This window comes from Lentzea albidocapillata subsp. violacea (assembly GCF_900100275.1).
Classification (GTDB): domain Bacteria; phylum Actinomycetota; class Actinomycetes; order Mycobacteriales; family Pseudonocardiaceae; genus Lentzea; species Lentzea violacea.
This window is the reverse complement of the sequence record NZ_FNET01000005.1, coordinates 370,734-394,792: the sequence shown is the minus strand read 5'-3', so window position 1 is coordinate 394,792 and position 24,059 is coordinate 370,734. Positions and strand designations below refer to the sequence as shown.

The window sequence follows — 24,059 nt, the reverse complement described above, 5'->3', positions numbered from 1 at the left end:
CGTCATTCGTCCCTCTTACAGCGGTTATCAACTACAACGCGTACTCCACGGGCATGCGCCTGCCCACCTCGTTCGGCGCTGCTCGGTGATGCGGGAAACCTAAGCGTCCAAAGGACGCATGTCCATAGCTGCGAGCGAACGAAACATCGGAATCGTTGCGGTAACTCATCAGTTCCGCGGTCACCGCAGACGGCGTGGACCGGCGTCGTGCAGGGACGGAGGTGGGCCGATGACGATGCGGGCGCTGCTCACGAAAGCCCCTGCGGCAGAAGCAAGAACGGGTTCGAGCTTCAGCGAGCGCACCTCCGGAAGGTCCTCGGCCAGTGCCGCCAAACGGAGTACCAGATCCTGAAGTGCTTTCAGGTCCGCCGGTTCGTCGCCGCGGTATCCGGTGAGCAGAGGCGCTGCTTTCGGTGCGGCAACGAGTTCCGCCGCGTCGGTGTCGGTGAGGGGTACCGCCCGGTAGGCCCGGTCGCCGAGGAGGTCGCTGACCAGACCCGACAGTCCGAACCAGACCAGCGTGCCGAAGCTCGGGTCGTCCTGCAGGCCCAGGACGCAGCTGACTCCCTTGGGCGCCATGCGTTGCACGTACACGTCCGGTTTTCCGGAGAGCGCGGCGAGGTCGTGGTAGGCGGCCTTGACCGATTCGCGCTGGGCAATGTCGAGCCTGACGCCGACCAGGTCGGTGCGGTGGCGGAGGCGTTCGCTGGTGGCCTTCATCGCGACGGGGTAGCCGAGCTCGTCCGCCGCTTCGACGGCCTCGTCCTCACTGTGGGCGATGCGGAACGGAACGACGTCGATGCCGTAACACTCCAGCAGATCGACGGCTTTGCGGTCGTCGAGGCGGAGCTCGCTGCCAGGGTTGTCCACAATGGATCGCGCCCGGTCGACGTCGATGCCGCCGGGCCGGGTGAAGTTGCCCTGCGGCGCGGCGCGCCAGCGGGCGTAGCGGACGGTGCGGGCCAGGGCGAGCACGGCGCGTTCGGGACTGGCGTAGCTGGGAATCGAGCCCTTTCCGGGCATCTTCAGCTCGTCGGGAATGCCCTCGACCGCGAGGAACGTGGAGACGATCGGTTTCGTGCGGTGCGCGGCTTCCTTGAGCGCGCGGGCGTAGGCGGCGCCGGGGACCGCGATCGGAGGCACGAACACGACGACGAGGGCGTCGGTGTCGGAGCGGTCCAGGGCCTCCTGAACGGCCTTCGCGAACTCCTCGGGGGTGGCCTGGGCACCGACGTCGACGGGATACCCCGCGAGGTCGAGGCCCTGGGCGAGCAGCGTGTCGGCGGCGAGCAGGCCGATCGCCGTGGAGTTCCCGACGACGGCGACGCGCTTGCCCTTGGGCAGAGGCTGGTGGGCCAGCAGGAGCGCGGTGTCGAACAGTTGCGCCAGCGAGTCGACCCGGATCACGCCGGCCTGCTCGAACAGGGCCTGGACGCTCGCTTCGTCGACCTTCGCGCCGGTGGCGGCGAGGCCGGGGACGACGGCGTGCCGGCCGGACTTCACCGCGACGATGGGCTTGGTGCGGCCGAGCCTGCGGGCGAGCCGCGCGAACTTGCGGGGGTTGCCGAACGACTCCAGGTAGAGCAGGACGACGTCGGTGGTGGGGTCGGTCTCCCAGTACTGCAGCAGGTCGTTGCCGGAAACGTCGGCGCGGTTGCCGGCCGAGACGAACGTGGACAGGCCGAGACCCCAGCCCGCGGCGTTGGCGAGGATGGCCGTGCCGAGGGCGCCGGACTGGCAGAAGAAGCCCGCGCGGCCGCGTGCGGGCAGCTTCGGGGCGAGGCTCGCGTTGAGTCGGACCTTGGGGTCGAGGTTGATCACGCCCAGTGCGTTCGGACCGACGACGCGCATGCCGTGCGCTCTCGCCTCCGCCGCGAGCCTGCGTTCGGCCGACAGCCCGTCGGGTCCCGTCTCGCCGTAGCCCGAACTGACGACGACGAGCGCCTTCACGCCCTTGGCGAGACACCCGTCCATGACCTCGTCGACGCTGGCCGCGGGCACGGCGACGACGGCGAGGTCGACGTCGTCGGGGATGTCGAGCACGGTCGGGTAGGCCCGGACGCCCCGGACCGCCCGGTGCTCGGCGTTAACGGGGTAGACGGGCCCGTTGAAGTCGGCTTCGAGGAGGTTCTTGAGGACCGCGTGCCCGATCTTGGTCGGGTCGGTGGACGCGCCGATCACGGCGATGCTGCGCGGGTGCAGCAGGTTGTGCACGCTGCGGGCCTCGGCGGCCTGCTCGCGGGCCCTGGCGACGGCGACGGACTCGTCGGTGGGGTCGATCGCGAACTCCAGGTGCAGCACGCCCTCCTCGAACGCCCTGCTGACCTGGTAGCCGGCGTCGCGGAACACCCGCACCATCTGCCCGTTCTCGGCGAGCACCTCGGCCTCGAACCGGGCCAGCCCGACCTCCTTGGCCGCGGCGGCGAGGTGTTCGAGCAGGATGCTGCCCACCCCGCGCCCCTGATGTCCGTCCTCGACGACGAACGCGACCTCGGCGCTGTCGCCCCGCTGGTCGTCCCCGTGGTTGTCCCCGTGATTGTCGCGGTGGAGCCGGTCGAACCGGCCGACGGCGACGATGTCGTCGCCCAGGAGCGCGATGAGCGCCACCCGGTCATGGTGGTCGACGGTGCTGAACCGCTCCAGGTCACGCTGCGGGATCCGCGGATACGGCCCGAAATACCGGAAGTACCGGGTGCGCTCGGACAGCCGCCCGTGGAACTCCCGCAGCTTCTCGCCGTCGTCCGGCGTGATCGGCCGCAGGTGGACGGTGCCGCCGTCGCTGAGGACGACGTCCGCCTCCCAGCTCCTCGGGAAGTCGAACGGATCTCTGCCTGGCGCGTCTTCAGGCACGTTGTCCGGCACTTTGGTCAGTCCCTGGGGTCGTCGGGATCGAGGCCATGCAACGGGAACACCGCGCGCCGGGTCTCACGGATCGCCTTGTCCACCGGCCCTTCCGCGTCCCCGCCCCACGGCTGGTACCCAGCGTCGCATCCATCGGTCATGGACGCAGGCAAAGGCCACTCAGGTGCGATCCGTGTCGCATGAGCCACCCAGTCCGCCGGCAACGGCCGGTTCGGGTCGACGTCGCGGTCCAGCACCGTGGCCAGCAGGTGCGTCCACGACCGCGGCACCACCCTGAGCAGCTCGTACCCACCGCCGCCGAGCGCGAGCCACTTGTACCCGTGCTCGGTGACCAGGTCCCGGAACGCCTGATAGATCGCCCGATGCCCATCCACGCTCAACGACAGGTCCGCGAGCGGATCCTCCTTGTGCGTATCGACACCGCACTGTGTGACCAGCACCTGCGGCCGGAACGCCCGCAACAACGACGGCACCGTCGCCTGGAATGCCCGCATCCACGCGCCGTCACGCGTTCCGGCGGGCAGCGGCACGTTGACCGCACTGCCCTCGGCCCCGGCGCCCCCGACCTCACCGGCCCACCCGGTGCCGGGCCACAGGCTCATCGGATGCTGGTGCAACGAGATCGTCAGCACCCTCGGGTCGTCCCAGAACGCCGTCTGCACCCCGTCTCCGTGATGCACGTCGACATCGACGTAAGCGATGCGCTCAACCCCGCTGCGCAACAACCACTCGATGGCCACCGCGCAGTCGTTGTAGACGCAGAACCCGGCCGCGCTGTCCGGCATCGCGTGGTGCAGCCCGCCGGCGATGTTGACGGCTCGATCCGCCTCACCCGACGCGATGGCCCGAGCCGCCACCAGCGACCCGCCCACCACCAACGCCGAAGCCTCGTGCATCCGCTCGAACACTGGGTTGTCCGGCGTCCCCAGCCCGTGCCCGACGTCCCACCCAGCCGTGGGAGCCGCCTGCACGGCACTCAGATAGCCCGGCTTGTGCACCAGCTCGATCTCGTCATCGACGGCCGGCTCGGGCACCCGCAACTCCACACCGTCCAGCACCCCGAGCGCCGTGGCGAGCCTGATGGTCAGATCGAGCCGAACCGGATTCAGCGGATGGTCGCCACCGAGGTCGTACCCCAGGAAGGACCTGTCCCAGACAACAGCGGCTGGCTTACCCATGCCCAGCAACCTACAGTCGCGAGCCCGGAACCGATCTCACCGAACAGGGGTCAGAGGCGACATGCACCTGCGACCAGCGGCCGTCCTCCTCGCACTGGGCCTGACCCTCGCCGCCGTCTCGGGCTGCGCCGAACAGGTCAAGGGTCAGGCCCGCGCCGACGCCAACGCGACCCAAGAAGCCGCGGACCCCACCACGACGTCGAAGAAGCCGTCGGCCAGCACCGCGACGTCGAAGCCGGCGAACCCCACCGCTCAGAAGCAGGGCGATGTGAAGATCGCCACCAAGAAGAAGGCCACCGGCCTCGAGACCTGCGGCGTCCTCAAGACGGCGGACATCGAGGCGGCCACCGGCGGCAAGTCCTCGGCGGACGGCGGCTGCATCCACACGACCACGGGTCCGTCGACCGTCATCACCCAGATGGTCACCGTCCCCGACGTGGTGGACCAGGAAGGCGAGAAGAAGCAGATCGAGATCGGCGGCAACACCGCGTGGCAGGTCAGCGCCTCCAAGGAGGACTGCCAGGTCACCGTCATGCTGACCGACGACCCGAACGTCATCACCCCGGCCTTCTCGGTGAGCGTCCTCGCGATCGAGGAACTGGACACCTGCGCAACGGCCCTCAAGCTCGCCACCGAGGGCTTCAACCGAATCCCCGGGGCCTGACGCGAGCGTCCGGCCCCGGCCTGGACCGTCAGCCGCCGGTCGCGACCTCCCGGTCCAACGCACACCAGTTGGACCAGGACCCGGCGTACAACGCCGCCGGCTTCTCGGCCGACGTGATCCCCGCGACCTCCAGCGCGAGGACCACGGACGAGGCGGTCACCCCCGAGCCGCAGTACGCGCCGACAGCCACATCACCCGACACTCCGAGCCCGGCGAACCGCGCGGCCAGCCCCTCCGGCCCGAGCCACCGCCCGTCCGCTCCGACATGCCCGGTCGTCGGCGCGTTGAGCGCGCCCGGAATGTGCCCGGCCTTGGGATCCACCGGCTCGGTCTCGCCGCGATACCGGGCGGCCGCGCGAGCGTCGAGCAGCACACCGTCCCGAGCGAGCGCCGCCGCCTCGGCCGCGTCGAGCACGGGCATCTGCCCGGGCCGCACCACCACGTCACCGGCGGCATCCCCCGTCAGCGGCGCCGGCACCTCCGCGGTCACCGGCAGCCCGGCGGCCTCCCACGCGGCGAACCCGCCGTCCAGCACCGCGACCTCGCCGAACCCTGCCCATCGCAGCAGCCACCAGACCCGTGCGGCGACCGACCCGTCCCCCGCGTCGTACGCCACGACCTGGGTGCCCTCGCGCACGCCCGCGGCGCGCAGCACCGCCTGCAGCCGCTCCGGTTCGGGCAGCGGATGACGGCCGCCGGCACCGGGCGGAGCGGACAGCTCGGTGTCCAGATCCAAGTACACCGCGCCGGGGACGTGGCTGACCTCGTAGTCTTGACGTCCGGGTGGTCCGCCGAGACGCCACCGGACGTCCAGCACGACGGTGGCCGAACGCGCACTCAGCGCATCGGCGAGGGCCTCAGGAGTGATCAAGGGATGCACGGCTCACATCCTGCACCCGCGCGGACACCTGTGTCCCCCGGCACGACTACCATCGACACCATACGAAGGGGAGCGGGTGTGAACGACCTCATCGACACCACGGAGATGTATCTCCGCACGATCTACGAGCTCGAAGAAGAGGGCGTGGTGCCTCTGCGCGCCCGCATCGCCGAGCGTCTCGGCCAAAGTGGACCGACGGTGAGCCAGACCGTCGGCCGCATGGAACGCGACGGCCTGGTGATCGTGGCGGAGGACCGCCACCTCGAGCTCACCGAGCAGGGCCGCAACCTCGCGATCGCCGTCATGCGCAAGCACCGGCTCGCCGAACGCCTCCTCGTGGACATCATCGGGCTCGAGTGGGAGCACGTGCACAGCGAGGCATGCCGCTGGGAGCACGTGATGAGCGAGGCTGTCGAGCGCAAGCTCATCAAGCTGCTCGGCAACCCCACCACCTCGCCCTACGGCAACCCGATCCCCGGCCTCGACAAGCTGGGCGACGGCGAGCCCGCCCCGCCCGCCGAGGCGGACCTGGTGCGCGTGGACGAGGTGGCCCGCCGCGGTGGCGGCCGCGTCGAGGTGCGCCGCATCGCCGAACACGTCCAGCTCGACCCGGACCTCATGGCCGAACTGAAGGCCGCCGGCGTCGTACCGGGCGGCACCGTGGAGGTCGAGGCGCTCGGTGGCGCCAAGGTCATCCAGGTGCGCGGCGGTAACGGCACCACGGCAGAACTCGACCCCGCAGTCGCCCACGCCGTCATGGTGCTCGCCCGGTGACCCAGGCGACGACACCGGCAGAGAAGGCGGCCGAAGCGTTCCAGCGCCTGCACGGACGCGCGCCCGATGGGGTCTGGTCGGCCCCGGGCCGCGTCAACCTCATCGGTGAGCACACCGACTACAACGATGGCTACGTGCTGCCGTTCGCGTTGCCCCACCGCATCGCGGTAGCGGCGTCGCCCCGTGCCGACGGCGTCATGACCGTCAGCACGATGGGCGACGACGGCGGGCTGCAGGAAGCGGACCCGGTCGTGGTCGCCGACCTAGTCCCCGGCACCGTCAAGGGGTGGGCCGCGTACCCCGGTGGCGTCGCCTGGGCCCTGCGCGAGCAGGAGATCGCCGTCACCGGCGGGGCGGACCTCGTCATCGCGGGCGACGTGCCCGCCGGCGCCGGTCTGTCCTCCTCGCACGCCCTCGAGTGCGCTGTCGCGCTCGCGCTGCTCGGCCTCGCCGGCGTCGACGCCGAGAGGCCGGACATCGCGCGCTGGGTGCAGCGCTCCGAGAACGACTTCGTAGGCGCACCGACCGGCATCCTGGACCAGACGGCATCGCTGTGCTGCATCGAAGCGCACGCCCTGTTTTACGACGTGCGCTCCGGCAAGCCCGAGCAGGTCGCGTTCGACGCGGCTGCCAGCGGGCTCGAGGTTCTTGTCATCGACACCCGCGCCAGCCACGCCCTCGTCGACGGCGGCTACGGCGCCCGGCGGGCGGGGTGCGAGCGCGCCGCAGGCATCCTCGGCATCCCCGCGCTGCGCGACGTCGACATCGCCGAGCTCGACCAGACGCTCGTCCGGCTGCCCGAAGAGCTGCGTCCGCTGGTGCGGCACGTCGTGACCGAGAACGACAGGGTCCTGCGCACCGTCGAGCTGCTCCGTTCGGGCCGGCTCGCCGAGGTCGGGCCTCTCCTGTCGGGCTCCCACGCGAGCCTCCGGGACGACTACCGGGTCTCGTGCCTCGAGCTCGACGTCGCCGTCGACTCCGCGATGGCAGCCGGCTCCCTGGGCGCCCGGATGGTCGGCGGCGGTTTCGGCGGCTCGGCCATCGCCCTCGTGCCCGTCGAACGGCACGACGAGGTCGAACGGTCCGTGCTCGCCGGCTTCGCCTCGCGCTCGCTCACGCGGCCGAGGCTCTTCACGGCGGTTCCGTCCGCGGGCGCGGGCAGGGACCGGTAGCCAAGAACGATCTTGATCAGGAATGCGAGGACTGCGGTGAAGCTGCTCGTCACGGGCGGGGCCGGATACGTCGGCAGCGTGTGCGCTGCCAGGTTGCTCGAAGCCGGGCACGAGGTGGTCGTCCTCGACGACCTCTCCACCGGCCACGAGGACGCCGTCCCCGCGGGAGCGCGCTTCATCCCGGGTGACATCGCCGAGGTGATCGGCGATGTCCTCGCGGAAGGGTTCGACGGCGTTCTGCACTTCGCGGCGAAGTCCCTCGTGGGCGAATCCATGCAGGACCCAGGCAAGTATTGGACGGGCAACGTCCTTACCGCGATTCGTCTCCTCGACGCGATGAAGGATCACGGCACGCCGAAGCTCGTCTTCTCCTCGACTGCCGCGACGTACGGCGAGCCGCGGGAGGTGCCGATCCCCGAGACCGCCCCGACCGCCCCGACCAACACCTACGGCGCCACCAAGCTGGCCATCGACCACGCGATCACCTCGTACGCCGCCGCGCACGGCCTGGCGGCGACGAGCCTTCGGTACTTCAACGTCGCCGGCGCCTACGGCAGCATCGGCGAGCGGCACGCGACCGAGACCCACCTCATCCCGCTCGTGCTGCAGGTCGCGCTCGGGCAGCGTGAGCACATCTCGATCTACGGCGAGGACTGGCCCACCGAGGACGGCACCTGCGTCCGCGACTACATCCACGTCCTGGACCTCGCCGACGCCCATCTCCTCGCGCTCGAGAACGCCACCGCGGGCGAGCACCGGATCTACAACCTGGGCAACGGCACCGGTTTCTCGGTCAAGCAGGTCATCGACACCTGCCGGGAGGTCACCGGCCACCCGATCCCCGCCGTCGTCGCCCCCAGGCGCGCCGGCGATCCGGCCGTGCTGGTCGCCTCCGCCGAGCGGGCTCGCGCCGACCTCGGCTGGAAGCCCGAGCGCGCCGGCATCACCGGCATCGTCCGCGACGCGTGGGAGTTCACCCGCGCCCGGCACGGAGCCTGAGCCGGGATGACCGACTTCGCCTCCTTCGAGAGCTACAACGCCACCGCGCGGCTCGCGTCGCTCGCGCTGTCCCCGGACGGCACCCGGCTCGTCACCGTCGTGTCCACGCTCGCGCCGGACGGCAAGACGTGGCAGGGCGCTCTCTGGGAGGTCGACCCCACCGGGGAGCGGGAGGCCGTCCGGCTCACCCGCTCCGCCAAGGGCGACTCCTCTCCCGTGTTCGCGCCGGACGGGTCGCTGCTCTTCCTCTCGGCTCGCCCGGATCCGCTCGCGAAGCCGGGCGAGTCCAAGGAGAAGAAGGCGCTGTGGCGGCTTCCGGTCCGTGGTGAGGCCGCCGAGGTGCTGCGACCGGGCGGCGGCGTCGGTCAGGTGCGTGCCGCCGGTGACACGGTGCTGTTCACGTCGTCGGCGTACCGCTTCACGGAGTTCGGTGACGACGACAACGCCAAGCGCAAGGCTCGCGAGGACGCCGGCGTGACAGCGATCCTGCACGAGTCGTACCCGATCCGGTACTGGGACTCTGACCTCGGTCCGGCCTACCCGCGGCTGCTGGCGGCCCCTCTCGCGGACGTCACCAACGAGACGGTCACCGACCTGAGCCAGGACTCCGAGAACAGGCTCAGCGACGAGGACGTCGCGCTCAGTCCAGACGGGAAGTGGGCCGTCTACGGCCACACCGTGGACGTCAGCGCTTCCTACGGCCGCAGGACCGAACTGCGGATCGTGGCCACGAGCGGTGGTGCGTCGAGGGCGATCGCCTCCGAGGAGGGTTTCTCCTTCCACGGCGCCACGTTCACGCACGACTCCTCCGCCGTGATCGCGATCCGGTTCCGTGAGTCCACTCCGGACTCCCCACATCGGCGCGACCTGGTGCGCGTCGAGCTCGCCGGCGACTCGATCACGCCACTGGCGCCCGGCTTCCAGGAGGAACCGGACCACCCGGTGATGAGCCCGGACGGCTCGGCGGTCTTCTTCACCGCGAGCTACCTCGGCCACCAGCCGCTGTGGCGGCTGGACGTGGGGACCGGCGAGATCACGAAGCTGACGGTCTCCGGTTACTACAGCGATGTGGTCGTGAGCCCGGACAGCAAGACGCTGTACGCGCTGCGCAACTCGGTCGACCACCCGCCGCAGCCAGTACGGTTCGCCGCCACCGGAGCCGATCAGGACCCGGAACGGCTGCGCGCACCAGGTGCCATCCCGTCCGTGCCCGGCACCCTCACCGAGATCTCCACGGTCGTCGCCGACGGCAGGACCGTCCGTTCCTGGCTGGTGCTGCCGGAAGGCGCCTCCGCCGAATCCCCCGTCCCTCTGGTCCTGTGGGTCCACGGCGGACCGGTCATGAGCTGGAACGGCTGGACCTGGCGCTGGAACCCGTGGCTGATGGTTGCGCGGGGCTACGCCATTCTGCTGCCCGACCCCGCTCTGTCGACCGGCTACGGGCCCGACTTCATCAAGGCCGGTTGGGGCCGCTGGGGCGCTGAGCCCTACACCGACCTCATGGCCATCACGGACGTCGCGGCCGAGCGGGCCGACATCGACGCGTCCCGGACCGCCGCGATGGGCGGGTCGTTCGGTGGCTACATGGCCAACTGGATCGCCACCCAGACTGACCGGTTCCGCGCGATCGTCACCCACGCGTCCTTGTGGCACCTCGACGCCTTCTCCGGTGCCACCGACAGCTCGTACTTCTGGATGCGGGAGATGGGCGATCCCCTCACCCAGCCGGAGCGGATCCTGGCGAACTCCCCGCACCTGCGGGTAGCTGACATCAAGACCCCGATGCTGGTCATCCACGGGGACAAGGACTACCGGGTTCCCATCGGCGAAGGACATCGCCTGTACTTCGACCTCGTCCGCCACGGGGTCAATGCGAAATACCTTTACTACCCAACCGAAAACCACTGGATCCTCACCCCCGGGAACTCTCGAGTCTGGTACGAGACGGTGTGGGCGTTCCTGGCCGAGCACGTCCTGGATCAGGACTGGGAACGACCCGAACTGCTCTGAGTGCCGGCGAGCAGCTCACGAGCGCTGTCCATGTACTTGACGGACAGCTCCCGGATCTCCGACGGTGGGAACGCGGCACTGACGACGGCTCGGACGAGCTTGCTGAGCGCGTGGCCGGGACAGGCTTCCTCTGCCACGTCGAGCGCGATGGACGCGATCCCGCCGTCGCCGCGCTGGTAGGCGTAGAACGCGAGCAGGCACGCGGGCTCGGCTCGTTCCGGTGCCGGGCAGGCCCTGGTGAGCTCGAGCCACAGGCGTTCGGCCAGTCTGGACCTGGGCTGCGCCGCGAACCCCATGCTCGCGTCGCGCACCTCGGGCACTGCCAGTGCCTTCGCGAGAGCGGCGATCTCCTTGTCCGGCAACGATCCCTTGCGGTGCTCCACAGCATCGATCGCGTCGCTCACCCGGCGCAGCTCGGTGCAGGGATCAGCGTCGGACGAGCTCGTCATGAGCTCGTCGAGCAACATGGATCTGCGTTCCAGAGCCTCAGGTGGATCAAGCGTGAGGATCGCGGCCATGGCGGCACGCGACTCGAACGTCACGTTGCCCTCGTGTGCCGACGCGGCGGCGACAGCGGACAGCTGGGGATCCGGCAACGTGCCGTGACAGTCGATGTCGAGATAGCACAGCCACTGCGCGTCTTTCTGGCACGACGGCAGCCACACGGCTTCGACGACTTCGATGTCCACACCGCCCAATCGGTGTCTGAGGGCGGTGACCAGTGGCTCGTGCGGCAGTTCCTCGGGCATGTGCTCGGACGGCGGGCATACGACGACGAGGATCACTTCCGACGCGCCGTGTTCTTGCAGCGGACCTTCCAGCTGGGCCGCGAGCAGGCCCCTATGTCGTGGACGTGGAAGGTCGACGCGCATGGTCATGCTGACCAGATGGTCCTTCAGCACCAGCACGACCAGCGAGTCGGCCGGGTGGAACCCCATCAGGTGCGGGATCGCGGCGTAGAGATCGCCGGCGTCACGGACTCGGATCGGCTTCGGGAGCGTTGAGGGCATGGGCCCACTGTGGAGGGTGGGCCGGGTGGTGAGCCGGGCCGGCCGCGAGGTTGTGGACAACTCAGGGGTTGTGGACAGGTTGAGATCTTGGAGTGCTCGCGAGCGGGGTTCTGTCGGGGGTGGGTGGTAGGTTGCCGCGCTTCGGCCCCAGGGGACCGAAGCGCGGCGACACGTCAGAACGACTGGAAAACGGAGCGCCAGCCGCCGACGACCGGCAGTTCCACCGACGTCCGGGTGAGGTCCAGCGACAGGCCGGCACCCGGCTGCGGGCGCAGCGTGTAGTCGTAGTCGCTGGAGATCACGACGAACTCGAGCCGGTGACCGGCCTGCAGGACGTAGTCGTCCGGCACGATCGGCACCTCGACGTCGTAGAACTTGCCGGGCTTGATCGGCGACGTCTTGTCCGGCCGCTCCCGGTTCTGCGGGTCGGTCGAACCACGCGTGATGACGTGCGACCTGCCATCCGGCGCACGGTCGACAAGCAGCGTCGTCACGTTCGCCGCGGGCCGGTCGAACGCGACCCGCAGGTTCGCCGTCGACTTGCCCGACAACCGCACCGGCTTCTTCGCCGGCTCCGACGTGTAGGAAAGACGGTTCGGCGAGGTCGCCAGGTCGATCAACGACTCAGCAGTCTTCGTCGCGTCGTCGGTCAGCTTCTCGACACCGCGGCCTGGCAGAACCCCGAGGCCACCCTTGGTCGACCCGCCCGCGGACAGCCGCAGCCGCACGTCGGACGTGCCGGGAGCCGGCCAGTCCTTCTCGTCGACCCACGTCTTGTCCTCGCGCTGCAGCGTCGCCTTCGGCTCCTTGTCGACGCCGTTGCGGTGACCCCACAGGTACTGGGTGAACCAGCGGTTGAGCGTGCGCCGCCACTCGACCGAACGCAGCGTGTCGGCGTCCGTGTGCCCGGACTGGTGCAGCCAGATCTTGTGCGGCGCACCGACCTTCTTCAACGCCGAGTACCACTGCTCGACGTGCGTCATCTTGACGTTCCAGTCGTTGAGCCCGTGCACCGCCAGCACGGCCGCACGGACCTTGCGGACGTCGTTCATGTAGTTGCGCTTGTCCCAGAACCGGCTGTAGTCGCCGGTGACGCGGTCCTGGTCCTTCGCGATCTCGGCGATGATCGGCTTGCAGATCTCCCTGTCCGCGCGCGTGTAGACGTACTCGGCGAGCACGTCGGCGTCCTCGCCCTGGAACGTGCCGGGTGCGACGACGGCGCCGTCCGCGCGGTAGTAGTCATACCAGCTGGAGATCGCGGCGATCGGCACGATGGCTTCGAGGCCGCGCACACCGGTCGAGGCGACGGCGTTGGGCAGCGTTCCGTTGTAGGAGACGCCCATCATTCCGGTCTTGCCGGTCGACCAGGTCGCCTTGATGGCTTCGCCCGTGGCGGTGCGTGCGGTCGCACGGCCGTTGAGCCAGTCGACGACGACACGCGCACCGATCGTTTCGTTGACGTCGCCCGTCGTCGGGCAGCCCGTCGACTTGCCGGTGCCGAGCGACTCGGCGTAGACGACGGCGTATCCACGTGCGATGAAGTAGGCCTCGTAACGACCCGATGTGATCGGGTTCGGGCCGAGGGCGGCGGTGATGCGTTCGTCGGAGGAGGCCTTGAGCAAACGGCCTTTGCGCTTGTCCGGCACGTACAACTCGACGTCGACGTTGTGGTTGGCAACGTCGTTACCGCCGGAGAAGTACGGGCTGACCATGTAGACGACGGGGACCTTGAGACCGCGTTCGGTGGCGCGTGGCCGGACGACCTCGGTGTAGACCTCGTCGTCCTTGCCGTCGCGGTCGCTGTCGACCGGTGCCCGGACCCAGAGGCTCTCCTTGACCACGTCCTTCGGATCGAAGACGGGTTGCGCCTCGCCGTCCTTGAACACCGGCCCCTCGGCGGCTTGGGCCGTCGTGGGCAGGAATGGCAGAACCAGCACCGCTGTCAGCAGTGCAACTCTTCGTGCGCCCCTCACGAGGCACCCCCAATGCGGAAGCCAGAGACAGGGATCGCCCTGCACCCTCTCCTTTGACTGCAAGACATGTCACCCGTCTAACGGCCCTTGACCTGAGAGCATGGACCGTGCACATTTCCGACTTCGTCCACGCGTTGCCGAAGGCCGAACTGCACGTCCACCTCGTGGGCGCGGCCTCCGTCGACACCGTTCTCGCGCTCGCGCGCAACCACCCGGGCGGGCGAGTGCCGACCGACGAGGCCGCTTTGCGGAAGTTCTACGAGTTCAGGGACTTCCGCCACTTCATCACCGTGTACGGCATCGTCAACGACCTCGTCACCACCGGCGAGGACGTCCGCACGCTCATCGTCGGATACGCGCGTGACGCCGCACGGACCAATATCCGATACGCAGAGCTGACGATCAGCGCGACCAGCCACCTGCGGGCGGGCATCGCGGCCGACGAACTCGTCGAGGCGTTGAAGGCAGGCCGTGACGAGGCGCTCGCCGTGCACGGTGTGACGCTGCAGTGGATCTTCGACGTTCCCGGCACCTGGGACGGTGACTGGGGCATGACGAGCGCTCGGTTCGCGACCGAGTACCGGCCCGAGGGGCTGGTCGGGTTCGGACTGGGCGGATTCGAGTCGGACTCGCCGAGGACGAAGTTCCGTGAGGCGTTCGCGATGGCACGCGACGCCGGGCTGCACATGGTGCCGCACGCCGGTGAGACGACGCCGCCCAGCGAGATCTGGGCCGCGCTGCGCGAGCTGCGTGCCGAACGAATCGGGCACGGCGTCAGCGCGGTGCAGGACCCGGACCTGGTGCGGCATCTCGCCGACGAGGGCATCGTGGTGGAGGTGTGCCCGACGTCGAACATCCGCACGGGCGCCGTGATGTCGCTGGACCAGCATCCGTTGCCACGGCTCGTGGAGGCCGGCGTACCGGTGACGATCAGCACCGACGACCCCGGCATGTTCCACACCGATCTCGACCGCGAGTACCTGCTGTGCCACGAGCGGTTCGGGTTCGGCCGCGACGAACTCGCCGGCCTCGCACGGGCGGCCGTGCGGGCGTCGTACGCGCCCGCCGAACTGAAGGACCAGCTGCTGAAGGAGATCGACGCCCTGTGAGCGATGCGAGTGTGGTGACGACGACGGTCGACTCCGCCGGGGCTGCCGAGGCCCTGGCAAGAGGCATCGTCGAGGCGCGGCTTGGCGCGTGCGTACAGATCGTGCCGATTCGCAGTGTCTACCGGTGGGACGGCGAGGTGCGCATCGACGACGAATGGCAGTGCGTCGTGAAGACGTCTGCCATCCGCGTGGACGAACTGGTCGCGCACATCAAGGCGAATCACAACTATGAGGTGCCAGAGGTCGTCGTCACCCCCGTGGTCGGGGGCAACGACGACTACCTCACATGGGTCTCAGAGGAGACCTCGTAGGTGACGTGGCAACGGCTCGGTGTGCAGGACGCCGAGCCGTTGGGTCGCCCTCGTCAGCGCCACGTACAGCTCGCTGGACGACATGCGTTGAGGTTCGACGACGAGGACGACGTCGAACTCCAGGCCCTTCGCCGCTCGTGGCGGCATCCAGCCTTCGCCGATGACGGCGATCGTGCGTTCGTTGCACGCATCGGCGTGCGCGTCGAGTTCGTCGCGCACGGCCGCCGATATATCAGTTACGCGGCGGGCCCACGGACGCACTCCGGCCTTGCGCACCGACACCGGCGCCGACGCGTCGGGGTCGACGAGCTTCAGTACCGGGGTAGCGATGGCCATGATCTCGCCGGGGGTGCGGTAGTTGACCTCCAGCCTGCGGTAGGTGAAGCGGTCGAACACCGATCCCCAGCTTCGGACGCCGCCCGCGGCCTGGCGCTGGGCCAGGTCGCCGACGACGGTCATGGACCTGTTCGGGCACCGGCGCAGGAGCACACGCCAGTCCATCGCGGACAGTTCCTGTGCCTCGTCCACGACGACGTGACCAAAGGTCCACGTGCGATCGTCGGCGGCTCGTTCGGCAAGGGTGCGCTGGTCGCGGACCTCGTGCCGGGCGGCCAGCACCTCGGCGTTGACGAAGTCCGTGACGATGTACTCGTCGGAGTCCGCGCGCCTGTCGATGGACAGGACGTCCATGACGCCGCGCGCGTATTCGAGCTGTTCCTCCTCTTCTCTCCTCGCCGCGCGCTCCGGGGCTCCGTCGGACCCGAGCAGGTCGGCGAGCTCGTCCAGCAATGGCACGTCGGAGACCGTCCACGCTTCGGCATCGGGCCGGTGCAGTTCCGGTGCGCCGATCCGGAAGCAGCGGCCGTCGTACAGGTCGGCGAGCAACTGTTCCGGTGTGAGCAGCGGCCACAGCCTGTCGACGGCGTCGCGCAACGCGGGGCTGCGGCGGAGTTCCTGCCGGACGTCCTCCTCGATCTCCGGCCAGTCGACACCGATCAGCCGCATCGCCGGCGCGACGAGTTCCTCGGCGAGCGCGAGGAAGAAGTACTTGCGCGCGGCGTTGTGCGGCAGTCCGTAGTAACGCGTCTTCTCCCGCGCGACGGCGGCGACGTGCGCGTCGAGCGGGACGACGACGTCCTCCAGCTCGATCTCGATGGTCTCGTCGGGAAGTTCCTGCCGGTCGGCGACGGCGACGGCCAGCAGATCCAGAACTGATATATCGCCTTTCAGCCGTTGCAACGCCGGGGTGTCCTCGACGTCGGTGACGATGCCGGGATACAGCTCGCCGGGTGTCGCGAACACGACGTCGGTCTCCCCCAGCGACGGCAGGACGTCGCCGACGTAGTGAAGGAAGCCGGTGTTCGGGCCGACGATCAGCACTCCGTGGCGCGACAGGCGTTCACGGCGCGTATACAGCAGGTATGCCACTCGATGCAGGGCCACGGCGGTCTTGCCCGTGCCCGGACCACCTTCGATCACCAGCACGCTGGGGCCCGAATAGCGGATGATCTCGTCCTGCTCGGCCTGGATGGTCGAGACGATGTCGCGCATCGTCGCGGTCCGCGGCGCGTTGAGGGCGTCGAGCAGTGCGGTCGCGTCGGTCAGCAGTTCGTCGTCGTGGAAGTCGCACAGCTCCCGGTCACGAACACGGAAGTGCCGCCGTAGTACGACACCTTCCGGGTTCGCTGCGGTCGCCGTGTAGAACGGACGCGCCGCAGGCGCTCGCCAGTCCAGCAGCAACGGTTCGAAGTCGTCGTCGAACAGCCCGACTCGTCCGATGTAGGTGCAGTCGCCGTTCTCCGAGTCGATGCGACCGAAGCACAACCCTGCCTCCGCCGCGCGGTACTTCCCCACTTCCCTGGTCAGCACCTCGACGGTGGCCTCGCGGTCCAGTCGCGGGGTGACGGCGTCCCGCAGCGCGGCCGCAAGTTCGGCGGCCGCTTTGTTCCGTTCTTTGTCGAGCCTTTCATACAGAGAGGTGATCCGTGCCTGTTCGCTCGCCAACACCTTGCCCCCTGTGATACAATCTTTCTATCTTCCCGGAAAATTCATTCCGAAAATCCAAAGCCATTCTTTTTATCACACTTCAGTCGTGCGCGGCACCCTTTGCGAGAGCCCGCGACGAAGGCGATCGGCCTGGTCAGCGGGCCCGACCAGAGTTCACAGGCTCTGCATCCGCTCGCCAGCGGTCCGACTGCCGAACGTCCAGTGATTCGCCGTCGACCGCATCCGGAAATGTAGGCTTCAGCGAAGCGGCCACCACTGCGGAAGAGGCTGAATGGATGTGGTGAAGGCATGAAGCTGGTCATCCTGGGCGGGGGTGGCTTCCGCGTGCCGCTCGTCTATCGCGCGCTGCTCGCCGATCGCTCACCCGGTCGCGTGACGGAGGTCGTGCTGCACGATCTTGACGCTGCCCGGCTGTCCGCGATCGGAGGCGTTCTCGCCGAACTCGCGACTGATATATCGGATGCGCCGGAGGTGACGGCGTCGACCGACCTCGACGGGGCGTTGCGCGGGGCGGACTTCGTGTTCTCCGCGATCCGCGTCGGCGGGCTCGACGGGCGCGCGGCCGACGAGAGCGTCGCGGCGAGCTGTGGTGTGCTCGGACAGGAGACAGTCGGCGCCGGCGGCGTTGCATACGGTCTGCGTACCGTGCCCGTCGCGCTCGACATCGCGCGCCGTATATCCGTGCACGCGCCGGACGCATGGGTCATCAACTTCACGAATCCCGCCGGCATGGTCACCGAGGCGATGGCGGCACACCTTGGCAGTCGCGTCATCGGCATCTGCGACTCACCCGTCGGCCTCGGCAAGCGGGTCGCGCGGGCGGTCGGCACCGATCTCGCGGACGCGTGGCTCGACTACGCCGGCCTCAACCACCTCGGCTGGCTGCGGGGCGTCCACGTGCACGGGCGGGACGTGCTGCCGGATCTGCTAGCGGACACCGAGCGGCTCGAGTCGTTCGAGGAGGGCAAGCTCTTCGGCTCGGAGTGGCTGCGGACGTTGGGTGCCATTCCGAACGAGTACCTGCACTACTACTACTTCACGCGTGAGGCAGTGGAGGCCGGTGCGTCGCGCGGGGCGTTCCTCCTGGAACAGCAGAAGCGGTTCTACGCGGCTCCTTCGTGGGAGAGCTGGGAGCGGACCCGTCTCGAACGCGAGCAGACGTACATGGCCGAGACCCGCGAGGACGAACGCGACAGCGACGACCTCGACGGCGGAGGTTACGAACGGGTCGCCCTCGACCTGATGCACGCCATCGCGTCCGGCAATCGAGCCACCTTGATCCTCAACGTGCCCAACAAGACGACGTTGGCGTGTCTGGACGCGGACGCCATCATCGAGGTGCCGAGCCTTGTCGACGCGAACGGCGCGCGGCCCGTCTCGGTCAGCCAGGTGCCGGACGAGGGCGTCGGACTCGTGACCGCGCTCAAGGTCGTCGAACGCGCCACCATCAAGGCCGCCATCAGCGGTGAGCGCACACATGCGGTGAAAGCGTTGGCGCTGCATCCGCTCGTTGACTCCGTGAGCATCGCCCGCAAGATCGTCGACGCGCATCCGCTCCTGTCCGGAGTCTTCCCCGCGGCCTGTACTCGCCGGAGCTGATCCGCGCGGGCCCGGTGAAGCAGGGTGCTCGGGTTCGCCCAGGTTCGTGGACCAGACGGAGAAGTGGTTCGGCGAGCTCGCTGACCACGGCAGCTCGGTGACCATCTCGTTCCGGTTCGTGGAGCACATCGCGACGGACGACGTCGCGAACGAGCGCGGCATCTTCCAACTCGTGTCGACGACGTCGAAGCGTTCACGAAGTGACGAGGGTCTGATGCCGAGTGGTGGTGTCCTTAACTACGCTCGTCCGCAAATGGACACCACCACCTCTCGCCGCGTGCCACTCGTCATGGGCATCGCAGTGCTCGTGCTGCTGCTGGACCAGGCCACAAAGTTCTGGGCCGAGAGCGCGCTGACCGGCCGCGCGCCCATTCCCGTGCTCGGGGAGTTCCTGCAACTCAGGCTCCTCTACAACCCCGGTGCCGCGTTCTCGATCGGCGCGGGATCGACGTGGATCTTCACCATCGTCGCGGCCGTCGCCGTCGTACTGCTCGCGCGGTACGGCATGCAGCCGCAGACGGGGCTGCGGGCGGCCGCGCTCGCGTTGATGCTCGGCGGCGCGACGACGCACCTGCTCGACCGGCTGTTCCGGCCGCCGGGCTTCGCGCGCGGGCACGTCGTCGACTTCCTCGACTACAACGGCTGGTTCGTCGGCAACGTCGCGGACATCGCGCTGGTCTGCGGCGCGATCCTGCTCGTGCTGCTGAGCTTCACCCCGACGAAGCAACCTGCCGAGTGAGCGTGTCAGCGCGGCGGGTCGTCTCTGGCAGCCGGTAGCGCGGGGCCAGACGCAGCACTTCGGCGCACGCACGGTCCAAGTCGATCTTGTGGCCGACCGACACGAAGACCGGCTTCACGCCGTCCTGCGTGCGCAGGGCCCTACCGACGACCTCGTCGCCGTCGTCACCGTCCATGACGAGCTCGCTCATCGACCCGCGGGCGTGGCCGGGCTGCTCGAACGTGCCCATCGGGTTCTTCGCGACACCGATGCTCGGGATGCCGGTCTGCACACCGAGATGGCACGCCAGACCGAACCGGCGGGGATGCGCGAGGCCCTGACCGTCCGCGACCAACAGGTCGGGCGCGAGGGTCACCTGATCGAGGGCTCGCAGCAGGACTGGCATCTCGCGGAACGCGAACAGCCCGGCGATGTAGGGAAAGTCCGTCGTGTCCTCGACCACCACCTCGTCGAGGACGACCAGCGTCTTTGCATCGAACACCACGCAGACGCCCGCAACCGAGTCATTGCTACGGTAGCCGACGTCCAAGCCCGCGACGATGTCTATGCGCAGGTCAGGGGCACTTGTGGTGATCACCTGGCTGCGCAGGCGTTCTTGCATCGCGACAGCGTCGTCAACCGTTCTGGGCCATTCCACGGACGACAGTGTGCCGTGACTCCTCGTAGTGGGCGGCGAGCAGGTCGTCGCCGAAGTCACCTGAATGGCGGCGCCAGACCGTGTGGACGTGATTGGCCTCGTTGGCCGTGTTGTCGTACTCGATGAGCAGGTCCGGGCCCTGGACGCGGTAGTAGTGGCCTTCGCCTCGGCGCAGCGAGCCTTCCCACGAGAAGTGCAGGCGCTCCGGGTCGATCTGGGCGAACTCCTCGTCGGCCAGTTCGTAGGAGAGCCGGTCGAGGTAGAAGCGGACGATGTCGACGAGCAGCTCCGCAGCTGGTTTGCCGAGTTGGGCCGGCGTGACGCCGATCGGTTCGGACAGGTTGATTCGCGGTGAGTTGCCGCTGCGGATGTCGTCGGGGGCGGTGTCCGAGACGACGGCCAGGCGGCGGGCGGTCGGGCCCATGCGGTCCAGGAGTTCGCGGGCGAGTTCCTCCTCCAGCCGCAGTGGCTGACCTACGACACGGCCGCGGTAGGTGACGCGAGCCGGGTTCGCACCCAGGAAGAACGGTGTCGCCGAGACATGGCCGCCGGCGACGACGACGTTCACCGACAGGTGGTGTCCTTCGACGCGCCAACCCCACGGATCGTCGCCGCCGGGCGTGCCGAAGAGCACCGTCCAGAAGTCGCCGTTGTGCCGATCACGGTTCCCGCCTTCGCGGTGGTCGAGCACGTCTTCCAATGCCATCACCGCTGCCGCCTGCGCATAAGCGTGTGGGCTGAGCACCGTCGCGAGCATGCCGTGCACCGCCTTGCGCTGGTCTCGCTGGAGCTCACCTAGCGCGAGTCCGGGGCGTGTACCGGGTGTATACGCCCAGCGGTGCCTCAGGTCGTCGTCGGTGACCGCACGAATCGCGTGTTCGCGCTGGTCAGCGGCGAGCAAACTAATATATCGGTGCGTGGCGTCGGCGACGTCGTGTAGCATGATTCGAACTTATAGGCCTTGAGGTCGTGAAGCAGCAGGTAGCGGGTTCTGGCCACGCGGCGGAGGTGCGTCGTCGACAGCCACGAGCGCAATATATTGGTTGGCGTCAGGCGTGGCAGGCGATGGGGCCGCCGTGGAGCTCCATCATGTCCATCCACACGCGAGGCAGTTCGAGGCGTTCGGAGAGCGGCTTGCCGTCGATCTCGTGGTAGGCGCGGTGAAGGTTGCCGACCAGGCGTTCGGACTCCTGCCACGACGAGAAGCGCGACTCTCCCGCCTCCCGGACGGCTTCCATCGGAGTCTTGCCGGAGGCATGGCCGGACGTGGCCAGTTCCGAGAGGTAGGTCGTGTAGGCGACCAGGTCGTCGAGAACACGAGCGATCTCGGGACCGCGCAGCAGCGGACCGTGACCGGGGACGACCACGTCGGCGTTGAATGCACGCAGGAACTCGAGTGCTGACAGGTAGCCGTGGATGCTGCCCTCGGCGAGGAACGGCTGGCCGCCCGCGAAGACCAGGTCGCCGGTGAACAGGACGCGCTCTGCCGGGAGCCACGCGATGGTGTCGCCGCGGGTGTGCGCTGGGCCGGGGTGGTGCAGTTCGACCACGCGCGTGCCCAGGTACAGCGTCAGCGAGGTGCTGTAGGTGAGCGACGGCGGGCGGACCTCGATGTGGCCGTAGTCCGGGCCGGTCAGGACCTGCGCGGCGAGCAGGCCGGCGGCGAGCACCTCTTCGCGGCATGCCTCGTGGCCGACAATCACGGTCGAGGGTGGCATGAGCCAGTTGCCGAAGGTGTGGTCGCCGTGGTGGTGGGTGTTGATCACGTAGCTCGGGGCCGCGGGACACACCGACGCCACCGAGGCGAGCAACGCGCGGTTGCGTGCCTCGGTGGACGTGGTGTCCACGAGCAGCAGCGTGTCATCTGAGCCGACGACGATGCCGGTGTTGTTGATCATCCAGGACCCGTCGGGCTGGATGTAGGCGTGGACCCCTGGTGCGACCTCCACCAGTTCTGGGAGGAGTTCGGGCCGGTCAGGAGAAGGTTTCACCCGATCCAGCCTACTGAGGGGTCCCGTGTCCGCCGCCGGTCAGCCTTGGGCGATGTAGGCCTGCAGCTGGTTCTGTGATTGCTCGAGCTGTCCGATCCGGCTCTTCACCACGTCGCCGATGCTGACGATCCCGACCAGTTGCCCGTCGGACAGCACGGGTACGTGGCGGAAGCGCCGCTCGGTCATCACGACCGTGAGACTGTCCACCGTGTCCGACGGCGAACAGGTGAAGACGTCGGCGGTCATGATCGCCGACACGGGTGAAGACAGCAGGCCGGCACCGACCTCGTGCAGCCGGCGCACCACGTCGCGCTCCGACACGATCCCCGCCACGCCGGAAGAACCGACGACGACGATCGCGCCGATGTTGTGTTCGGCGAGCGCTCTGAGCAGTTCGGACACCGGTACGTCCGGGTCGATTGTCGCGACCGCCGATCCCTTGGTCCGCAAAACGTCAGCGATCCTCACCTGGCGCCTCCGATCCTGTCGGTCCGGTAGCAACTCAGGCTAGATCGGATTCGGACAGAACGGGAGGCCAAGCCCACGAAGGGAGCAGAGGACGTGACCGTTCGGCCACGTCCTCTGCTGGTGTCGCGCCTGGTTCGGCGTCGGCTACGCGGATCCTCCGCGGCGACGGGTCGCGAACTGGCGCGGATGGACCATCGGCACCCGCTGCTGCGGCAGCTGGAAGTGCGTGTTCTGGTCCTGCTTGCCCCGCTTCTGCGCACGTCGCGCAGCGCGGTTGCCCGGCTCGGGCTGGGGTTGGGTGGTGTCAGGCATGCGAAAGCCTCCTCGCGAAGAGGGCGTGCAAAGGACACGGCGAAAGACGGCCGTGAGAGATGGACCCGCGCATGGGTCACCGGAGACGCGCGCGACGACGAGGTCGCGAAGGGGCAGCGTCGAGAGCGCTGCGGGGCTTCATCAGATGAAGAGCATGTCCGCAACGCTACCGACGCTGCCGCCTGGTGCCAACCGAATTAAGCCGAGTTCTAACCCCGGGCCCGCGCGGCGGCCGCTCCGGCGCCGAGCATCACGAGGATGACGGTGACCATCGCCCACTTGCGGGACTTGGTCATCGGCGTGGTCTCCGGGTCGAGCGGAAGATCCTTGCGGGGCTCGGGCCTCTGACGTGCGGCACGCACCGGCACCGGTTGCCGCGGCGGAACGGGCGGCGGCGTGGCCGTGATGGGCGAAGGCGGCGGCACGACCGGTGCGGGCGCCGGAGCCGGAGCCGGGATCGGCGCGGGAGGAACGAGCGGGGGCGGCGGCACCTCGGGGCGGGGTGCGGGAGGTTCGACGCGCGGCGGCATCGGGTTCGGCAGGCAGCCCGCCGCGTCGATCATGCCCATTTGCGGGCCCGTCGAGAGCTCCACCGCCGCAGTGCCCGTGATGCGGTAGACGCGGCCGCGGCCCTTGTAGCCGTTGTTGATGGCGTAGACGGTGCCGGCAGAGTCGATCAGCACGGCGCCAAAGGTGGACGTGCCGGGCAGGTTGGCGATCTCCGCCTTGCTCAGCACCCGCCCGGTCGCCGGGTCGAACGACACGACCTCACCCGGCCCCCAGCCCGCGGCCGACACCCCGGTCAGCTTCCCGCTCGACGGGTCGACGGTGAAGTCGTCGAGCGTCAGGGCGGGCCAGTCCAGCACCACGGTGCGCACGATCTTGAGATACGACGGGCTCTCCGGGTCGATGTCGATGGCGTGCAGCCGGGCGTGGTCACGCACGTAGAACGTGGTGCCGACGACCGCGCCCGCCGACACGTCGTCGGTGCGGAACCAGTGCGCGTCAACGGGTCCGAGGTCGTTGACCACTCCCTTGGTATCGATCAGCACGACGTGCGACGGGTTCTTCCACCAGCGGTGGCCCTTGGACGTAAGTCCAACCAAACGGCCCAGCGCCGACGAGTACCCCAGTGCGTTCACCGCGTAGTCCAGGCGGGCCACTTCAGTCACTCCACCGGATGACACGTCCACTTTCGTGAACGTCGAAAAGTCTCCACGATGGGATGAACGTACTTGATAAGCGTCACAGTTCGGCGGCGCGGCTTGAGCAACGGCGCTGGTGAACGGCGTGGAAAGCACCAACAGCGACGAGACAGCGCTCAACGCGAGGGAATCGCGCCGCCACCGGTATGGAGTAACCCA

General features: G+C 68.8%; 21 protein-coding genes. 9 read left to right on the top strand and 12 right to left on the bottom strand.

What is annotated here, in order from left to right:
• Positions 1-180: 180 nt before the first annotated feature.
• Complete coding sequence (locus BLR21_RS14885) at positions 181-2,850, bottom strand: bifunctional acetate--CoA ligase family protein/GNAT family N-acetyltransferase (protein WP_090006496.1); 2,670 nt, start codon at positions 2,848-2,850, stop codon at positions 181-183.
• 17 nt (positions 2,851-2,867) lie between these two features.
• The gene (locus BLR21_RS14880) at positions 2,868-4,040 is read right to left on the bottom strand and encodes an acetoin utilization protein AcuC (RefSeq protein ID WP_090006397.1); all 1,173 of its coding nucleotides are present in this window, start codon (positions 4,038-4,040) and stop codon (positions 2,868-2,870) included.
• A 61-nt stretch (positions 4,041-4,101) separates the two neighbouring features.
• Between BLR21_RS14880 and BLR21_RS14875 the strand changes: the two genes are divergently transcribed.
• A complete protein-coding gene (locus BLR21_RS14875; protein ID WP_090006396.1) occupies positions 4,102-4,704 on the top strand; it encodes a hypothetical protein in 603 nt (200 codons plus the stop codon).
• Positions 4,705-4,732: 28 nt separating this feature from the next.
• Here BLR21_RS14875 and BLR21_RS14870 read toward each other — a convergent pair whose 3' ends face one another.
• The gene (locus tag BLR21_RS14870) at positions 4,733-5,584 is read right to left on the bottom strand and encodes a sulfurtransferase (RefSeq protein ID WP_090006395.1); all 852 of its coding nucleotides are present in this window, start codon (positions 5,582-5,584) and stop codon (positions 4,733-4,735) included.
• A 78-nt stretch (positions 5,585-5,662) separates the two neighbouring features.
• On the opposite strand from BLR21_RS14870, the gene BLR21_RS14865 reads away from it, so the two are divergent.
• The 4 genes from BLR21_RS14865 to BLR21_RS14850 are packed head-to-tail and all read left to right on the top strand — an operon-like array spanning position 5,663 to position 10,539.
• Positions 5,663-6,358 (top strand): iron-dependent transcriptional repressor DtxR, encoded by a 696-nt coding sequence (locus tag BLR21_RS14865; RefSeq protein ID WP_030474727.1) that lies wholly within the window; start codon positions 5,663-5,665, stop codon positions 6,356-6,358.
• Positions 6,355-7,530 carry a galactokinase gene (gene galK / locus BLR21_RS14860; RefSeq protein ID WP_090006394.1) on the top strand — a complete coding sequence of 392 codons (1,176 nt, stop codon included), beginning with the start codon at positions 6,355-6,357 and terminating at the stop codon, positions 7,528-7,530. The genes BLR21_RS14865 and galK overlap by 4 nt, the downstream gene beginning before the upstream one ends.
• Positions 7,531-7,566: 36 nt before the next feature.
• Positions 7,567-8,529 (top strand): UDP-glucose 4-epimerase GalE, encoded by a 963-nt coding sequence (galE, locus tag BLR21_RS14855; protein ID WP_090006393.1) that lies wholly within the window; start codon positions 7,567-7,569, stop codon positions 8,527-8,529.
• 6 nt (positions 8,530-8,535) lie between these two features.
• The gene (locus BLR21_RS14850; RefSeq protein WP_090006392.1) at positions 8,536-10,539 is read left to right on the top strand and encodes a S9 family peptidase; all 2,004 of its coding nucleotides are present in this window, start codon (positions 8,536-8,538) and stop codon (positions 10,537-10,539) included.
• Here BLR21_RS14850 and BLR21_RS14845 read toward each other — a convergent pair.
• Together BLR21_RS14845 and BLR21_RS14840 are read right to left on the bottom strand one after the other, a co-directional pair.
• Positions 10,509-11,549 carry a DUF4192 domain-containing protein gene (locus tag BLR21_RS14845; protein WP_090006391.1) on the bottom strand — a complete coding sequence of 347 codons (1,041 nt, stop codon included), beginning with the start codon at positions 11,547-11,549 and terminating at the stop codon, positions 10,509-10,511. The two genes, BLR21_RS14850 and BLR21_RS14845, sit on opposite strands and share 31 nt — an antisense overlap.
• 173 nt (positions 11,550-11,722) lie before the next feature.
• Positions 11,723-13,522 carry a Xaa-Pro dipeptidyl-peptidase gene (locus BLR21_RS14840; RefSeq protein WP_090006390.1) on the bottom strand — a complete coding sequence of 600 codons (1,800 nt, stop codon included), beginning with the start codon at positions 13,520-13,522 and terminating at the stop codon, positions 11,723-11,725.
• A gap of 107 nt (positions 13,523-13,629) precedes the next feature.
• Here BLR21_RS14840 and add point away from each other — a divergent pair, with 107 nt between their 5' ends.
• Positions 13,630-14,631: an adenosine deaminase gene (add, locus tag BLR21_RS14835; RefSeq protein ID WP_256334683.1), complete on the top strand. Its 1,002-nt coding sequence runs from the start codon at positions 13,630-13,632 to the stop codon at positions 14,629-14,631.
• Positions 14,628-14,942, top strand: a complete 315-nt coding sequence (gene cutA / locus BLR21_RS14830) for a divalent-cation tolerance protein CutA (RefSeq protein WP_176929636.1) — start codon at positions 14,628-14,630, stop codon at positions 14,940-14,942. The genes add and cutA overlap by 4 nt, the downstream gene beginning before the upstream one ends.
• Here the strand turns inward: cutA and BLR21_RS14825 are convergent.
• Complete coding sequence (locus BLR21_RS14825) at positions 14,925-16,949, bottom strand: helicase domain-containing protein (RefSeq protein ID WP_276526492.1); 2,025 nt, start codon at positions 16,947-16,949, stop codon at positions 14,925-14,927. The genes cutA and BLR21_RS14825 overlap by 18 nt on opposite strands.
• Before the next feature lie 288 nt (positions 16,950-17,237).
• On the opposite strand from BLR21_RS14825, the gene BLR21_RS14820 reads away from it, so the two are divergent.
• Together BLR21_RS14820 and lspA are read left to right on the top strand one after the other, a co-directional pair.
• Positions 17,238-18,548 carry a 6-phospho-beta-glucosidase gene (locus tag BLR21_RS14820; RefSeq protein WP_090006389.1) on the top strand — a complete coding sequence of 437 codons (1,311 nt, stop codon included), beginning with the start codon at positions 17,238-17,240 and terminating at the stop codon, positions 18,546-18,548.
• A 46-nt stretch (positions 18,549-18,594) separates the two neighbouring features.
• Complete coding sequence (lspA, locus tag BLR21_RS14815; RefSeq protein WP_256334682.1) at positions 18,595-19,287, top strand: signal peptidase II; 693 nt, start codon at positions 18,595-18,597, stop codon at positions 19,285-19,287.
• On the opposite strand, the gene BLR21_RS14810 is transcribed toward lspA, so the two are convergent.
• The 6 genes from BLR21_RS14810 to BLR21_RS14790 all read right to left on the bottom strand — a co-directional run bounded on the left by BLR21_RS14810 (position 19,259) and on the right by BLR21_RS14790 (position 23,867).
• On the bottom strand, positions 19,259-19,888 hold the full coding sequence (locus BLR21_RS14810) for an endonuclease V (protein ID WP_090006388.1): 630 nt from the start codon (positions 19,886-19,888) through the stop codon (positions 19,259-19,261). The genes lspA and BLR21_RS14810 overlap by 29 nt on opposite strands.
• A gap of 13 nt (positions 19,889-19,901) precedes the next feature.
• Positions 19,902-20,867 (bottom strand): DUF3500 domain-containing protein, encoded by a 966-nt coding sequence (locus tag BLR21_RS14805; RefSeq protein WP_090006387.1) that lies wholly within the window; start codon positions 20,865-20,867, stop codon positions 19,902-19,904.
• A gap of 106 nt (positions 20,868-20,973) precedes the next feature.
• Positions 20,974-21,915 (bottom strand): MBL fold metallo-hydrolase, encoded by a 942-nt coding sequence (locus tag BLR21_RS14800; RefSeq protein WP_256334681.1) that lies wholly within the window; start codon positions 21,913-21,915, stop codon positions 20,974-20,976.
• A 39-nt stretch (positions 21,916-21,954) separates the two neighbouring features.
• The gene (locus tag BLR21_RS14795) at positions 21,955-22,383 is read right to left on the bottom strand and encodes a CBS domain-containing protein (RefSeq protein ID WP_090006386.1); all 429 of its coding nucleotides are present in this window, start codon (positions 22,381-22,383) and stop codon (positions 21,955-21,957) included.
• A 144-nt stretch (positions 22,384-22,527) separates the two neighbouring features.
• Entirely contained in the window at positions 22,528-22,695 is a 168-nt protein-coding gene (locus tag BLR21_RS42500) for a hypothetical protein (RefSeq protein WP_176929635.1), read from the bottom strand.
• Between the two features lie 209 nt (positions 22,696-22,904).
• Positions 22,905-23,867 carry a DUF6923 family protein gene (locus BLR21_RS14790; RefSeq protein WP_143027724.1) on the bottom strand — a complete coding sequence of 321 codons (963 nt, stop codon included), beginning with the start codon at positions 23,865-23,867 and terminating at the stop codon, positions 22,905-22,907.
• Between the last annotated feature and the right edge of the window lie 192 nt (positions 23,868-24,059).

Excerpts from the sequence above, each read along its gene's own strand:
- BLR21_RS14810 (WP_090006388.1), bottom strand. The coding sequence starts at position 19,888 with ATGCAAGAACGCCTGCGCAGCCAGGTGATCACCACAAGTGCCCCTGAC.
- BLR21_RS14805 (WP_090006387.1), bottom strand. The coding sequence starts at position 20,867 with ATGCTACACGACGTCGCCGACGCCACGCACCGATATATTAGTTTGCTC.
- BLR21_RS14845 (WP_090006391.1), bottom strand. The coding sequence starts at position 11,549 with ATGCCCTCAACGCTCCCGAAGCCGATCCGAGTCCGTGACGCCGGCGAT.
- BLR21_RS14880 (WP_090006397.1), bottom strand. The coding sequence starts at position 4,040 with ATGGGTAAGCCAGCCGCTGTTGTCTGGGACAGGTCCTTCCTGGGGTAC.
- BLR21_RS14875 (WP_090006396.1), top strand. The coding sequence starts at position 4,102 with ATGCACCTGCGACCAGCGGCCGTCCTCCTCGCACTGGGCCTGACCCTC.
- BLR21_RS42500 (WP_176929635.1), bottom strand. The coding sequence starts at position 22,695 with ATGCCTGACACCACCCAACCCCAGCCCGAGCCGGGCAACCGCGCTGCG.
- BLR21_RS14850 (WP_090006392.1), top strand. The coding sequence starts at position 8,536 with ATGACCGACTTCGCCTCCTTCGAGAGCTACAACGCCACCGCGCGGCTC.
- BLR21_RS14820 (WP_090006389.1), top strand. The coding sequence starts at position 17,238 with ATGAAGCTGGTCATCCTGGGCGGGGGTGGCTTCCGCGTGCCGCTCGTC.